General features: G+C 46.5%; 12 protein-coding genes. All 12 read right to left on the bottom strand.

The genetic code is table 11. The annotated features are described in order from the left end of the window. Positions 1-18 precede the first annotated feature (18 nt). The gene (locus tag E1757_RS04005) at positions 19-1,692 is read right to left on the bottom strand and encodes a cache domain-containing sensor histidine kinase (protein WP_133225501.1); all 1,674 of its coding nucleotides are present in this window, start codon (positions 1,690-1,692) and stop codon (positions 19-21) included. Further along, on the bottom strand, positions 1,689-2,162 hold the full coding sequence (locus E1757_RS04000) for a helix-turn-helix transcriptional regulator (protein ID WP_133225500.1): 474 nt from the start codon (positions 2,160-2,162) through the stop codon (positions 1,689-1,691). The genes E1757_RS04005 and E1757_RS04000 overlap by 4 nt, the downstream gene beginning before the upstream one ends. Then, complete coding sequence (locus E1757_RS03995) at positions 2,159-3,265, bottom strand: response regulator (protein ID WP_133225499.1); 1,107 nt, start codon at positions 3,263-3,265, stop codon at positions 2,159-2,161. The genes E1757_RS04000 and E1757_RS03995 overlap by 4 nt, the downstream gene beginning before the upstream one ends. Positions 3,266-3,303: 38 nt before the next feature. Continuing rightward, positions 3,304-4,122 carry a carbohydrate ABC transporter permease gene (locus tag E1757_RS03990; RefSeq protein ID WP_133225498.1) on the bottom strand — a complete coding sequence of 273 codons (819 nt, stop codon included), beginning with the start codon at positions 4,120-4,122 and terminating at the stop codon, positions 3,304-3,306. A gap of 35 nt (positions 4,123-4,157) precedes the next feature. Then, entirely contained in the window at positions 4,158-5,024 is an 867-nt protein-coding gene (locus E1757_RS03985; protein ID WP_133225497.1) for a carbohydrate ABC transporter permease, read from the bottom strand. 100 nt (positions 5,025-5,124) lie between these two features. Continuing rightward, the gene (locus E1757_RS03980) at positions 5,125-6,486 is read right to left on the bottom strand and encodes an ABC transporter substrate-binding protein (protein WP_133225496.1); all 1,362 of its coding nucleotides are present in this window, start codon (positions 6,484-6,486) and stop codon (positions 5,125-5,127) included. Positions 6,487-6,657: 171 nt separating this feature from the next. Next, positions 6,658-7,686 carry a sialidase family protein gene (locus E1757_RS03975; RefSeq protein WP_133225495.1) on the bottom strand — a complete coding sequence of 343 codons (1,029 nt, stop codon included), beginning with the start codon at positions 7,684-7,686 and terminating at the stop codon, positions 6,658-6,660. A gap of 112 nt (positions 7,687-7,798) precedes the next feature. Continuing rightward, positions 7,799-8,683, bottom strand: coding sequence for a carbohydrate ABC transporter permease (locus tag E1757_RS03970; RefSeq protein ID WP_133225494.1), 885 nt, complete (start codon positions 8,681-8,683; stop codon positions 7,799-7,801). A 17-nt stretch (positions 8,684-8,700) separates the two neighbouring features. Next, a complete protein-coding gene (locus E1757_RS03965) occupies positions 8,701-9,666 on the bottom strand; it encodes an ABC transporter permease (protein WP_342774510.1) in 966 nt (321 codons plus the stop codon). 161 nt (positions 9,667-9,827) lie between these two features. Next, positions 9,828-11,366 (bottom strand): extracellular solute-binding protein, encoded by a 1,539-nt coding sequence (locus tag E1757_RS03960; protein WP_133225493.1) that lies wholly within the window; start codon positions 11,364-11,366, stop codon positions 9,828-9,830. Between the two features lie 163 nt (positions 11,367-11,529). Beyond that, positions 11,530-13,899 carry a helix-turn-helix domain-containing protein gene (locus E1757_RS03955; protein WP_133225492.1) on the bottom strand — a complete coding sequence of 790 codons (2,370 nt, stop codon included), beginning with the start codon at positions 13,897-13,899 and terminating at the stop codon, positions 11,530-11,532. 23 nt (positions 13,900-13,922) lie between these two features. Then, a complete protein-coding gene (locus E1757_RS03950) occupies positions 13,923-14,993 on the bottom strand; it encodes a GntR family transcriptional regulator (RefSeq protein WP_165971942.1) in 1,071 nt (356 codons plus the stop codon). Positions 14,994-15,018: the final 25 nt, after the last annotated feature.

Below are 15,018 nucleotides of genomic sequence, written 5' to 3'. Positions count from 1 at the left end.
ATGGTTACGCCGCAGCTGCTAAGGATTCGTTTGCGGTTCCATAACAGGGTGGCGAATCGTCGCTTTACAGCCTCCCTGCTCCCTGTTGGCCAGAACGACGCCGTATTTAAAGCCAAACCGGTTTTTCAATCTTTGATTCACATTGTATAAGCCGACTCCGCCGGTCTGATCCGGCTTTACCGTGAAACAACCGGTTGCGGCAGCAGCCTCCTCCGGGAAACCGGGACCGTTGTCTTCTACCGTGCAGACTAAGTCCTCACCATCCATAAAGATCCTGACAAGTATTTTACCTTGCCCGGGCTGTAATTTATTCAAGCCGTGCCTAACCGAATTTTCTACCAGCGGTTGAATAATTAATTTTAAGATCGGATAATTCAATAAGCGGGGCTTCACGTTAACTACTACCTGAAAGGCGTCCTGATTTCGTAATGCTTCTATTCTCAAATAGCTTTTTACATGCTCGATTTCGCGTTCCACGGTTGTAAACTCTTCCCCGTTGTTGATGCTGTATCTAATCAGGTTGCCTAAAGACGATACCATTTCGGTTATGGTTTGTTCCTTGACATGATCGGCTCTCCACTTGATTGCGTCCAAAGTATTATACAGAAAGTGAGGGTTGATCTGATGAATAAGCATCTGCATTTCCATTCTGCTTTTCTCGGATTCCATCAGCTTGGTCGTATCCAGCAGCTCCTGCATGCCGAATATCAAAGAGTTATACCCTTTGGCGAGCTGGCCGATCTCATCCCTTCTTCCGTCATACCGATATCCGGGAACAAGTGTTCCCAGTTGAACCTTCTTCATCTGACCGAGAATATATTTAATCGGATTAATAAAACTGTTCGTAATAAGCGCAAGCAGCATGGCAATCAGGCAAATGCTAATGAAGACGAGAACAAACGAGAATTGTCTGATTTTCTCCACCGGGCCTATTAAATCCGCCTCCGGAATGGCAGCCACAAGCTTCCACGGACTGTCAGCCAACGCAATATCCGCTGCAAAAACGTTCTTTTCCCGATACAAAATATTAACCGAATTAGCCAACAGCACTTTATCCGTTTCCCTGTCGACAATATAATGTCCGAAGTTAGAATAATTTGCCGGGGAGAGCAGCTGTTCTTGCAATGCCGCGCTTGGAATCGTCAACTTAATGACGGCCAAAGGCCGCAGATCGGACATCGCTCTTACTAATCTTGCATATATAAACGTGTTGTTATCGAAATACCAGAAGCCTTTGCCTTTAAGCTCAAGCGCCTTGCTAATCCATTCCGTTCCAGCCGGCTTGGCCTCCGTCCGGATAAGAGAGGTAAACGTTACATACCTGGCTTCATCGGGCGGATACATACTCAGATCATAGCGGCCCTTCAGTTCATTGGTTAACGTGATCGACCTGCTCAAAAACAACCTGTCCTCCAACGGCTTCTTCTCCAATTCATCCGCCAGAATCTCCAGCCTCTGCGAACCGATAATAGATTCCGAATGCAGCTCCGCTTCTTTAAAAAACTGCTCGATCCTCTGGCTGTTTTGCTGCAAATTTTCCATGAGCAATGCTTTTGTAATATGTTCAATTTGATCCTTGGATTCACTGAAATACAAATAACCCAGTATCGTTACGGGGACAGAGACAGAAAGAAACAGGAGTATAAACATTTTTTGAAATAAGGTAAGATTCGCGAGCTTAATCGTTTTCATTTGCCATATCTGTACTCCTTTGGAGTTATGCCGGTTCGTTTTTTGAATATTTTACCAAAGTACTGGATTTCCTGATACCCGATCCTCAGGGCGATTTCATATATTTTCAAGCTCGTATCCCGCAGCATAACCTTGGCTTGCTCGATTCGAATTTCAGTTAAGTAATCTAAAAAGTTTTGCCCTGTCTCTTTCTTAAACAAGCGGCTCAGCCAAACAGGGTGAATGCTCAGCTCGTCAGCCACGCTTTGCAAAGTAATCGGTTCCCCGTATTTCTCATCAATGATCCGTTTGGCTTTATTAATATTAAAATTAAGCAGATTGGGCTGCTGCTGATTGGCAACGGTTTCAATAAACTCATGCAAATGACGGTTCAAAAGCTGCTTTAAATCCTCAACGCTCGGACACTGCTCGGCCTTCTCCCATAGCTCCAGGGGGAAGTGGCTAATTTCCATGCTAACCTTATCTGTCAAGCTTGAATGAATTCCAATACCCACTCAAAGCATTTGATAGACAAGTCTGCCGGTTTGTTGACATCCCTCGCCAGCATGAAACGGTGAATGATATCTTCCACGGATTGTTCCACTTGATACGCATTCCCTTCGAGAATGCAATCGGCCACCCATTCACTGTTTACCGGTCCTGTCTCAGGATTCAGTATACTTGCTATATCCTGAAAACAAACGATATGTTTGTTATCATGCAATGAGGACAGCTTCAATGCCATTTGCGACTGCTCGTACGCTTCCGAGACGGCTTGAAATGAATGCATCGTTTCGCTGATCCCGACTACCAGATTCAATTTCTGATATTTCAGCACCCGTTCCAAAATAGCATGAGCAACGGACAGTACTGGGTCCCAGGAGGCCAGAATAATCCAGTCATTATGAACATTGCGTATCAAAACCGACGGCTGATAGCTTCTTAACGTCTCTTCCGCTATGTTGCCTACGGCGAAATTTTCCAAGTTTATATCTTTGTCTTGTTTGGCCCTGATATCACGCTTGTTGACGCTTAAAGAGATGACGGCGTAAGAATGTGTTTCCATCCATGATAAATCCCATACCATTAAGCGGTGATGGATGTGTTCTTGAAGAGGGGTCTTCTGAAGGCAAAGCCCTAGCACAAAGCGTTCTTTCAAGGTTTCTGTCCCTAGCCTGGCATAAACGGTTTGATCCTTAACCTGCTCCCGGTTCACATATTCATTTTGAACCATCGTATAAACGGATTTAATTTTTTCCGAAAGCTCGTCCTTATGTATGGGCTTCAAAATGTAATCGACTGCTCCTAATTGAAGGCTCCGCTGCGCGTATGAGAATTTATTGTAGCTGCTGATAACGATCACTTTGGGCTGAACCTGGAGTGCTCTAACCTTTTCAAGCATATCCAGGCCTGTCATCTCCGGAAGTAAAATATCCGTTACTATGATTTCCGGTTCATGCTCTTCAATCAAATCCAGCGCCTCTTCCGCGTTGCTGACTGCGAAAATTTTTTCAAACGGCAAATTACACAGTTCTACTACCTCTTGAATTCCTCTTAAGATGTCCGCTTCGTCTTCAACAATTAAAATTTTCACGGCTTCGCCTCCCCTCCTCTAGTATAGCTCTAAAAGCTTCATCCTTTAACCGAGCCCATCGTAATCCCTTTAATAAAGCTTCGCTGCAGCAGCATGAAAAAGCAAATCATCGGAACGGCGGCAATCGTAGCCCCGGCCATGGCAAAACCGTAATTAACACTGTTCTCGGAGTAGGTGATCGTAGAAATGCCCAGAGGCAACGTAAGCTTTTCTTTGGTTTGCAGGATGATAAGCTGCCATAAGTAATCGTTCCAAGTGTGCATAAATGCAAAGATCGATAGCGCCCCAAGTGCCGGTATAAGCAGCGGGAGTACAATTGTCGAAAATATCCGGATTTCGCCCGCTCCGTCAATGGTTGCCGATTCTATGATCTCGTCCGGGATCGTCAAGGCGAACTGCCTCACGATAAACACGCCGAACGGAAAAGCGACCGCCGGTAAAATAACGCCTAGGTAACTGTCAATCAACCCTAAATTTCTGCACAAAATATATAAGGGCACAAGAGTTACCTGAGTCGGCATCATCATAGTAGCGACAACGATGACAAAGAGGATTTTCGCTCCGGGAAATTTCTTCTTTGCGTAAGCATAGCCTGCCATAGCTGAAAAAATAACGACGAATAGAACCGACACAGCACTTGTAAAAACACTGTTAAACAGCCAGAGCAGCGTTGGCTTTGTCGCGAAAATATGGATGTAGTTATCGAGCTTGAATTGAACCGGAAACCATTGCGGCGGTAAAGCCCAGATCGCTACTTGGGTTTTGAAGGAGCCCGTGATCATCCAATACAAAGGAAAAATAAAAATAACTGAGGCCGCAATGAGCAAAGTATACCTGGAGACTATATGTATTTTCATTTCGCTTCTATCTCCTCTTCCAAAACTAGCTTAGTTCATGAATCCAATTTGGATTTGAATAACCGGAACTGCAGCAGCGCGATCAGCAAAATGATAAAAAACAATACGACGCTTTGAGCAGACGCTTTCCCAAATTGCAAGGATACGAACGCAGTGCGGTAAATCGTATAAACAAGTGACTCCGTGCCATGGTAAGGACCGCCGCTTGTAAGCAAATGGATAACAACGAAAATCTGGAATACGCTAATCGTCGATGTGATAACAATGAGTAAGGTCGTATGGGAGATCATGGGCAGTGTGATGCTAAAAAAGGCTTTGACCGGACCCGCTCCGTCGATTTCCGCCGCCTCATACAGTTCCCTCGACACACCGTCAATGGCGGACAAATATAAAATAACCGGCTGTCCTATCATCCACGTAACTACTATCGCCGAAAGGGCCAGAATGGCAGTCAGTTGACCGGAAAAGACATCGATGGCCCCGAACCCGAGCAGCTCCGAAAAATATTTAATAATACCGAAGCTCGGATTATACATCCATCCCCAAACGAGAGACAGCACAACCGGCGTACTGACGACCGGCAAATAAAAAACAAGCCGGAAGAAGCTTTTCGCCTTCTTATGAAAGCCTTGCATGAAGGCAGCCAAGACAAGCGAGGTGATGACCACGCAAGGCACGATAATCAATACAAAATAAAACGTATTTACAAACGATTTGTGAAATACATCCTCAGCGAATAAGCTGCGGTAATTTTCAAGTCCTACAAAGACAGATGAATAAATATCCGCTTCAAAAAGGCTTAAATAAAACGTATAAAATAGCGGGAAAACAAGAAACACGGTAAGAAACAGCAGATTAGGACCAATAAAGAAATAACTCCAGAACAAGTTGCGCGTTTTCATCTTTGCGGAACACCCCGTTTATCCATGACATTTGAAAAAAAACTCCGCCCCGGCATAAAGCTGTTAACCGGGACGAAGTGAAGGTATATTGCCCGTAGAGTTACTTTTTGGCAGCTAATTGGTTCGCGTTTTTCACGAAATCATCAAGCGCTTGCTTGGGAGTTTTGGCCTTCAGGAAGGCGGCTTGCATCTCGGGATAAAACTTTTGTCTAAGCGTCGCAAAGTAAGCTTGATTTTTTCCCAGATCAACGATTTCCAGCTTATTCAACTGCGTGAACAGCTCGGCAAAATCTTTATTTTGAACCTCATACGTGCCTGATTTGCGGGCGGCAATTCCGTATGTAGCTTTGTTGATTGCTTTAATATTTTCCGGCTTCGTTAAAAACTTTACAAACTCCACGGCCATCTTTTTCTTGTCCGGATCGTTCTGCTTAAATATCGCATAGCCGTTTTCCCCTGTTACGGTGAGTCGCGGGGTGACCCCTTCCTTAACTACCGGGAGAATGCCGTACGCTTCTACCGAAGGATCAACGGCGCCGTTCTTCTTCCCGGATTCGATATCCGCATACACAGGGGATGTATGGTTCATGACGGCCAGCTTGCCTTGTTTGAACAATTCAAAATTAGCATTCACATCCATAGTTGCAGTGCCCGGAGCAACCAGACCTTCGTCAGCCAAGCCCAGCATAAAGGTTAATGCCTCTACGCCCTCCGGACTGTTCACGGTGTACTGCGAGAAATCTTTATTGGCCCATTGAGCGCCAGCGGCCAAAATATTGTTAACCATCAGCTGGTCTGCCTGCTCATTTTTGGCGAAATACGCGATACCGTATGTGTTTTTATCGGCGACCTTCTTTAAAGCATCCTTCATTTCATTCCAGGTCCAGGTTCTGTTCTTCGGAACCGTTACCCCTTTTTTATCAAAAATAGTTTTGTTTAGAAACACAACTTGCGGTACACTGCCAAGAGGCAACGCATACATTTTGTTGTTGATGGTTCCCATCGCCAGAAAGGACTCTTTCCAGTCGGCTTTATCCTCTTTCACAACATCTTCAATCTCTTCCAAAACATTATTGCGCGCATGCTTGCTGATACGGATAGGAATATTATCGTATAAAATATCAGGCGGATTATTACCGGCTACCGCTACATTCACCTTCTGCTCGATATCGGTAAACGGCACGACCTCCACATTGACCGTTACATTGGGATATAATTTTTGAAATTCCTTCGCTTTCGCCTTCTCCCAATCGCCATAGTTTTTACTGTCGTAGCCTTCAATTTCCTTGAAGCCTGTGCCTGCCCACATCGTTAATGTGACCGGTTTTTGAGCGGCTCCTGCGGCGGCATCCGTGGCAGCTCCTTGCGGTTGCGGCTGGGCTGTCTGATTGGAACCGCAAGCCGTAACTAAAGCGGAGGAAAGAAATAAGGCTGCTGCCCCCGTAAGCATTGATCTTTTCATAACGTCACCCCTGTATGTTTCTACAATCACCGTCTGTGTGATTTGTTACTTCTCATTATAGTGAATAGAGCAGTTTGAATTAACATGTGTGTTTTAACATTTGCCGGTATATTTTTAACCTTTGGGTATGAAAAGTGAGGATGCAGGGGTGCAGGCAGTTCGTTATTGCAATTACATTAAATTCTTGGGAAACCGGGCCAGCTTGATTTGCTCATAAGGTCTCGCCTCACCGCATTCATACAAACAGAGCACCGTATTGCCGCTGTCCGCTAACGCTAAATCCGAATAAGCAGCCGGCCCGTCATGCAGCACCTGCTGTACACTCCAAGTACGGCAACCGTCTGTGCTGATTTGAACGGTCAGCTTCTCCCTCGCTTTACTGGCCGGGTTGGAAAACAGAATCCCGCCCAGACCGTCCTCCAGCACGCTTCCTTGGCATACAGGCTCGGTCAAAGCATCATCCAGCACGATATCCGACCACGTCAATCCGCCGTCCCGGCTCCAGGCATAAGCGCGTTTATTTTCGCCGCGATAGCTTCTCATATTGATATAAACCGAGCCGTCCGGCAGCTCGGCCGCAGCGCATTCGTTCGTATATTCGCCGACGATACCTCCGATCGACCAGCTTGCCCCATGATCGTCACTGTATATGACATGCGCAGTGTAAGGTCCCGACCCGCCTGTTTCGGGATTAAGAACGGCATGATTGCACGGAACAAGCAGCCGTCCGCTCTTCAGCTGTACAGCATGGCAAGGTCCTGCCGCATACCAGGTCCACCCGGGAAGCTTCACGTCGGCAGTAATATCTCTCAGATCGCTCCATGTTGCGCCGTCATCGTCGCTTTTTATGACAAGTACCTCTCTCGCCGCTTTCCCGGCCAGTATATCCTTCTCATGCCCGTCCTCCGCGTTGCGGCACAAAACCAGCCAGATCGTCCCGGTCTCCCGGTCTTGGACCGGACACGGATTCCCGATCGTATTCGTGCCGTCATCGGCGATGATTTCAAACGGCTCCCACGTTTTCCCGTTATCGAAGCTGCGCCGAAGCACGACATCGATGTCTCCGGCGTCGCCGCCGCCGTTTTTTCTGGCCTCGCAAAAAGCGAGCACCGTCCCTTTATTAGTAACAAGCAACGATGGAATGCGGAACGTATGATAACCGTCCTGCCCTGATTTAAATAGTTCGGTTTGCTTAACCATTGCAATCTCTCCTTTTTTTAACGTGGATATTTATTCATAAGGAGTACAATCCCTTTCCCGGAATAACCGCAGTGATGAATAAATATTCACGGTTTTACTTGCGTCAGACCGCCTAGCCCTTGATCGACCCGACCATAACGCCCTTGACGAAAAACCGCTGGATAAACGGATATACAAACAAAATCGGAAGCGTGCTAATGATAATAACCGCTGATTTTAAGGTTGCCGCAGGCGGCGGATCGTGAACGAACTCCAGCTGCGTCTCATTCTGCGTAACGCCGCTTAACAAAATATTGCGCATCACGACCTGAACCGGAAGCTTGCTTTGCTCATTGATATAAATCGAAGCCCCGAACCAATCATTCCAATGATGGACCGCATAAAAAAGTCCGATAGTCGCCACAGCCGGCATCGATAAAGGAATGACGATTTTCCACAAAATAACCGCTGGCGAAGCCCCGTCGATAATGGCCGATTCCTCCAGCTCTTCCGGCAAGCTCATGAAAAAATTACGCATAATAAACAAATTCCACGCACTGACCAATCCGGGCAATACAAGCACCCACAAAGTATCTTTAATGCCTAAATTATCGATCAGCATGTAGCTCGGAATCAGCCCGCCATGAAAGATCATGGTCAGAAAAATAATAAGCACCAAAGCGTTTTTCCCTGGCAGATGCCTTCGCGACAGCCCGTACGCCAGCGTGGAAGTAAACAATAAATTGAGAAAGGTACCTGCAACCACTTTGAAAACGGTAACCTTATAGGCGTTGTAGATGATGGGACCGCGATTCAGCAGCAAATCATACGCAGTGAAATCGATTTTTTCAGGAATCAGAACAAAAGCGCCCCTCCTCATTGATTCTTCCGCGCTGATGAAGGACGTGGACAAAACAGCCAGAAAAGGGATAAGAAACAGCAGCGACAAGCAAATTAAAACCGCGATGTTGACGCTGTCAAATATCCGTTCTCCTGCCGTAGGCTTCAATAAACTCATCCTGCGCACCTCCTCTCTTACCAGATTCCCGTCTGGTTCATTTTCTTGGCAATATAATTGGCCCCGAGAATGAGGAACATCGCCAGCACATTTTTGAACAAGCCGACCGCCGTAGCAAACGAATAATTGAGCGAAAGCAGCCCTTCCCGGTAAACATACGTATCGATGATGTCGGCGACCTCGTAGACGGCGGGAGAATAGAGCAGCAGCACCTTTTCAAAGCCTGCATTCAGTAATCCGCCAATGGAAAAGATAAGCATGATCACAATGACATGTGTGATACCCGGCAGCGTAATATGCCACATTTGCCGGTACCGGCCGGCCCCGTCCATCTTGGCTGCTTCGTACAAGCCCGGATCGATCCCCGACATGGCGGCCAAGTACAGAATGCTCCCCCACCCGATCGATTGCCATACGTGGGAAATGACAAGAATTCCCCTGAAGTACGCGGGATCTCCAAGAAAGTGAACCGGCTCGCCGCCGAGAAACACAACGATCGCATTGAGCAAGCCTCTGTCTGTAGAAAGTACCATCATCACCAACCCGGCAACGACAACCGTGGAAATAAAATGCGGCAAATAGGAAATCGTTTGTACAATCCTTTTAAACACGGCATGTCTGAGCTCATTCAACAGCAGCGCCAAAACGATGGATGCGGGAAACCCGAAAAACAGCTTGTATAGGCTGATCAACAGCGTGTTTCTCATCACATTCCAAAAATAATACGAATTCCAAAAGCGGACAAAGTGCTTAAAGCCGACCCATTCTCCTGTAAAGATGGCTTGCACGCCTTCAAAGGGTGAAATATCTTTGAAGGCGATGATGATGCCGAACATCGGTATATAATCAAAGATCAAAAAATAGAGCATTCCGGGTAAAATCAAGTAATAGTAAAAGCGGTTAGATTTGATGGAGCGCCAACCCTTTGTACTGCGGGAAAGGGAATGCCGGGCGGACTTGCTTAACGTAATATTAGTATTCACACTCCGTATTCCTCCTCAAAATAATCCCCACAAAGTGGGGCCACGCTTCGAAGCTGATTCAGGTACTTTGCGGAGAGCCCCAAAACTTATAAAGTCTGTATATGCAAGGATAAACGGCTTCGCCGTCCTTCGGGACGAGCTCCCGTCTTCATCCTTCATGCTTACTTTTTTCGCTCGTTATACTGCCTTGTATACTCTTCAATCCACTTATCCAATCCGGCTTTATACAGCTGATCGATGTATTTATCAAAATCGCTTACAGGTCTCGCTCCGGTAACGAACTTGACCAGCTCCTCGTTTCTAAGTCTGTCCAAATCCCCCAGTGTCGGAATTTTCTCCTGCAGCAGCTTCTTATCGTACATGATGGTAGCGTCAACCGGCATTTTGGCGATACTTAGGTTAAGGATTTCTTTGTTTAAATAGTCGGCATGCATTTTTTTCACCGGATCGTTAAACGAATATTTGTTTTCTGTCGCAAGACCAAGAGAAACCATATACTCGCCTGCATACGCAATATCCTTGTTCAGCAGTTCAATCTCCGATTTGCTGTTTCCGACATATTTCCAGTTCGTTCCGAATGCTGCGTTAAGCGAATTGGTCGGCAAATCCTGATATTGATGATTGATAAACTTCATTACGGCATCCGGATGCTTCGCTTTTTTCGTAATCACCATCGCGCTTGTGTTGGCTGCAGTGGCCGTAATCAGCTTGCCCTTAGGCCCTTGCAGGTTCCGAATAATTTCATAATCGGCTTCCGGAGGAAGGCCCGGCTTGATTTGCGGAAATAACAGCGTGACCCGGGAATACCACATCGAGGACGTGCCTACCCGGTTTGTTTTCAACAACTCCAGCGGATCGAATTTGGCGAACGCCTCTTTGTAAATGTAGCCCTTCTGGTACCAGTCGGCCATTTTGGCGACAAAGTCCTTGAACCCGGGAGCAAGCTCCACCGGCTTCAATTTATTATCCGCAGGGTCCATCCAATTGCTGTTCCCGTATTCCACAAATCCGCCCATCAACCCGTTCTTGATACCGTTCAAGTCTGTCATCATCGGGATCGTATCCGCTTTTCCATTTCCGTCGGGATCCTGCTCTTTGAATGCTTTTAATACCGCCTCCAGCTCATCGACCGTTTGCGGCATTTTCAAATTCAGCTTCTTCATCCAATCGGAACGGACCCAGACCGGATAATGGACGGACGGCACGCCACGCGGTACGCCCCATATTTTACCGTCTTTATCCTTCATGTAATCCCAGGCTTCCTGAGGCCACGCTTTTTTGACATCCTGCCCGTATTTGTCCAGCAAATCGTTCAGCGGAATAATAGCCCCCTTGGGAGCGTACTCGTCCCATGCGCCTTGAAAAGTGTCGATCTCATCCTTGGAGCCCAGCAGCAGGTTCAGCTTCTCCCCTTCGGAGCCTTTCGGCGGAACGATTGCAACCGGTTCTATGTTCAGCTTCTCCATGTACATTTTTTTCATTTCCTCGAGCTTTTCCGGTACGCTTCCTTCAGGCTTCTGGTTTAAGGCCCCGGTGTTTTGATAAATGTAAATTTTGGGCATGCTTTTTGCTTCGCCCGGTTTGGAAGTATCCTTCGTTGTTCCTACTGCCTGGCCGTTACTGCCGGAGCCGGAGCATGCCGCGAGTGTAGAAGCAGCTAACGTAACAATGACGGAAGCGCTCACAACTTTTCTAATCATCTCTTGTTCCTCCCTTTATGTTTTCCACAAGAACATTAGCACGGCATGTAAGCGTTTTATATAATAAAAATTGCATATTCGTACTACAATCTTGACATATCAAAAATGTTGTATCCGAACCGCATCCCGCTCACCGCTGAATCCGGCAATGACCGGGATGCGTTTATGAGCCGTACAGCTTTTTATATTCGCCCGGTGTCAGACCTATCATTTCCTTGAACACTTTGATGAAATAATAGGAGTTTCCGTAACCGACCTGTTTGCCGATTTCATTAATTTTCAGGTCGCTTTGCGCCAGCAGCTCCTTGCTTTTTTCTATCCTGACCCGCTTCAAATAATCGACAAACGGCTGACCGGTAATTTGTTTGAACAGCCTGCTGATGTACGCCGGGTTCAGGTTCAATTGCTCCGCCACCGAGTTCAAGGAAATATCTTGACTGTATTCCCGCTCAAGGATGTCGACGACCTTGGTAATATGCTGATTCCCTTTGACTTTCATTTCCTTCTCAATATAAACGGTCGTCAGGTGGATAAGCTGATGAAACCACCGGCTGATTTTATCCATCGAATTTTGGTCCAATAGCTCTCTGTACGGGTCCGTTTCATTGCCAAAGACGGCACTTGCATCCGCTCCCAGCTGGCTGTACGTGTTCATGAAGCCGGTTAAAAGCTGCATAAACATCGGCATAATTTGATTATAATGCAGCTTGTTTTTATGAGTGTTGATCTCGGCGACAATTTCATCGAACAGCTGATGCGCCTCCGGTTCACGGGCTGTTTTGATATGCCCCAGCAGCAGCTCTTCCTTTTGCTTCGGGTAAATGAATTCACTCTCGCTGTCGATCATTATATCGTCGATGGAAATGACATACCCTTTTCCGTAAATAATCCGGTACTTTAAAGCTTCCAAAGCTTCCTCGTAAGCTTGCGGCAGCTCTTGGACGGTTGCGCATCTTCTCCCTACCCCGATAGTAAAACGGCTTTGCAATTCGAAGTTGACATCATCGAGAACATGCTGTGCGATGCGAAAAACTTGCTGCTGATCGATCCCGCTGCAATTGAGGACCATGGCGATCTTATCCTTTTCCGAATCTACAAGGAAATAGCGGGTCCTAATGGCGTGACATTTCTTTACAATGTCTATCACCTGAATCTTGTAAAGGTCGCTCGTTCTCATGCTGCGCTCTTCCATGCGGTTAGATCCGTCCTCCAAAGCCAACAGAAGCACTACCAGCTCCTCGGAAGCAAAATCCAAGCCCAAATAAGCTTTCTTTTCTTCAATCTCTTCTATCGTCAACGAGTGCCGGTGCAGCAGCGAATATTTGAACTGCTCTCTGTAGAAGGGCAAGCTTTCCTCCAGCTTCTCCTTATAAAAATCCCTTTCGTCCATCGTCGACTGTACAAAGTTCCCGATAAAGTGAATTTCGTCGGTATGCCCGGATTTTCGTTCCAGCTTACCGGTTATAAGCGTGCTGAGCCGGGAAATCGGTTTATATAAGCTTCTTGAGGACAAATAGGCCAGTGTAACTGAAAACAAGACGAGCAATACCGCCGATAACAGAATAGTACGCTTTATTGAGGCCGTGCCTGCAGAAAGCGCTTCCATGTCGGATGCGCTTACAAATGTCCAATTCAACAACGGGGAAGTCGAATAGCTGACTAACATCTGGCTCTTATTTAGCTCAGCTACTAACGAGCCCGATTTTCCGACGATTTGCTCATGGCCCGGTAAAACGAGGCTCAACGGCTGTCCCGTTGCTGACGGTTGGCTTTCAAACAAAATGTTTCCTGTTGAAGACACTACATAAATCTCATCCTGATGGTTTAACTTGTTAATAATTTCACTATAGATAACGGCTGCATCCAGGTTAACGATTAGCGCATTACCGCCCTTATTCGATTTATAAATAACCGATAAAATGCTTTTTTCGGCAGACTGATACTGCTTTGCGATCCGCGTTTCCATAAATACGGCATTTGCGCTTGCATTAGCCAGCGTGTCGTACCAGCCTTTATCATAAAATGCATCCAGCATAAATTGCCGGTTGGAGCCATCGTTTTCCGAGGTAATTACGAGGTTTTTGTTTTTATCGTAGAAGTAAGCGGAGTCCACAAATTCATTGGATAACCGGAAGGAATTGATCGTTAGAAAGGCATTTTTTTTCGCTTCCAAATATCCGTACAAGGCCGGTAAATCCTCGGGCGGGATTTCTCCTTGCAGTCCCTCATAATAGCTGCCGTTTGGAAACTTTTCAAACTCCTGAAACGATTGGTTCAGCGCCAACAGATTCGAATTTTCCTTAATCCGGTTCAGTACAATGTCTATGGCGTTAATCGTCTGATTCAAATATTGAAGCTTGTTACTGCCCGTTTCCTGTTCGAAGGTTCGGGATACTTTGTAGTATGCAACAACGTTGGAAGCCAGATTAGGAATAATCGCGATCAAGGCTGTAGTCATAATCAATTTCACAAAGAAGGCTTTTCTCATGAGCTTATTGAATAACGAAAACCCTCTGCCGTTATCTTTGGACATCGTTTTGCCGCCTCCTTTCCTTTCTAAACCACGGAGGAACTTTCCCGAATAATTAATTCAGGCTGCTGTACAATGGTTTGGTTGTCTTCGGTTCCGTCACAGAGCAGCCGTGCCGCTTGAACGCCCGTCTCATAGGTTTGGAATTTTACGGAGGTCAGCTTCGGCTTCAGCGTCCCGCATATGTTCGTATCGTCGCAGCCTGCAATGCCGAGATCCGTTCCTACCTTCAACCCCGCTTCCCCGGCTGCATCATAAGCTCCTTTGGCAATTCCGTCATTAAAGCAAAAAATGCCGTCCGGCCTGTCATCGCCTGCCAATATCCGCTGTGCGCTGTAATATCCTTCCCCGTCCGTCTCAAAGCTTGATTCGAACAGGATCCGGTCTCGCCGGACCGGAATGCCTGCTTCCGACAAAGCGCAAACATAGCCTTGATATCTGTCTGACGATGCGGAGTACACCGGTCTTGATATGTAAGCAATCTTCTTACAGCCCGAAGCTATCAAATGCTTGGTTGCGATATAACCGGCATAAAAATTGTTGGAAATGACTCTCGGAGCTTGTATGCCTTCCAGCATCCGATGGCAAAAAACAAACGGGATCCCCGATTCCTTAAGCTTATAAAACGGCTGCAAATCAATGGCTCCGCTTATCGCTGGGACGATAATGACCCCATGCACTTTGCTTTCTATTAATTTGTTTATGTGCTTCGTTTGCTTTTCATACTCATTATCTGTATTACAGATAATGACATTGACATCATGGTTATTGGCTACATCGCCAACGCCGCGCACAATACCCGGATAAATATAATGCAAAATATCGGGAATCAAGAGCCCCCAGGTTTTAACTCCGTTGCCTTCAAGGAGGGCATTACCGGTGTTAGCTTCGGAAACATAAGTTCCGCTCCCGTCACGCGCATACAATAAGCCTTCCCCGATCAATTCGGAAACGGCCCGTTCAATCGTCGTCCGCGCGGCCTGGTAGGTTTCAGATAGGACGGTCCGCGAAGGCAGCCGGTCGTTAGGCTTTAATGAAGCTATGTGCCGGATCAAATGCTCTTTAACCTGCATGTAACGAAGTGAACTGACATTCATTAATGTTACCTCCAGCTCAATAATC

This window comes from Paenibacillus piri (assembly GCF_004354045.1).
Lineage (GTDB): Bacteria > Bacillota > Bacilli > Paenibacillales > NBRC-103111 > Paenibacillus_S > Paenibacillus_S piri.
This window is presented reverse-complemented; position numbering and strand designations above follow the sequence as displayed.

Excerpts from the sequence above, each read along its gene's own strand:
- E1757_RS04005 (WP_133225501.1), bottom strand. The coding sequence starts at position 1,692 with ATGAAAACGATTAAGCTCGCGAATCTTACCTTATTTCAAAAAATGTTT.
- E1757_RS03990 (WP_133225498.1), bottom strand. The coding sequence starts at position 4,122 with ATGAAAATACATATAGTCTCCAGGTATACTTTGCTCATTGCGGCCTCA.
- E1757_RS03985 (WP_133225497.1), bottom strand. The coding sequence starts at position 5,024 with ATGAAAACGCGCAACTTGTTCTGGAGTTATTTCTTTATTGGTCCTAAT.
- E1757_RS03980 (WP_133225496.1), bottom strand. The coding sequence starts at position 6,486 with ATGAAAAGATCAATGCTTACGGGGGCAGCAGCCTTATTTCTTTCCTCC.
- E1757_RS03975 (WP_133225495.1), bottom strand. The coding sequence starts at position 7,686 with ATGGTTAAGCAAACCGAACTATTTAAATCAGGGCAGGACGGTTATCAT.
- E1757_RS03970 (WP_133225494.1), bottom strand. The coding sequence starts at position 8,683 with ATGAGTTTATTGAAGCCTACGGCAGGAGAACGGATATTTGACAGCGTC.
- E1757_RS03960 (WP_133225493.1), bottom strand. The coding sequence starts at position 11,366 with ATGATTAGAAAAGTTGTGAGCGCTTCCGTCATTGTTACGTTAGCTGCT.
- E1757_RS03955 (WP_133225492.1), bottom strand. The coding sequence starts at position 13,899 with ATGTCCAAAGATAACGGCAGAGGGTTTTCGTTATTCAATAAGCTCATG.
- E1757_RS03950 (WP_165971942.1), bottom strand. The coding sequence starts at position 14,993 with ATGAATGTCAGTTCACTTCGTTACATGCAGGTTAAAGAGCATTTGATC.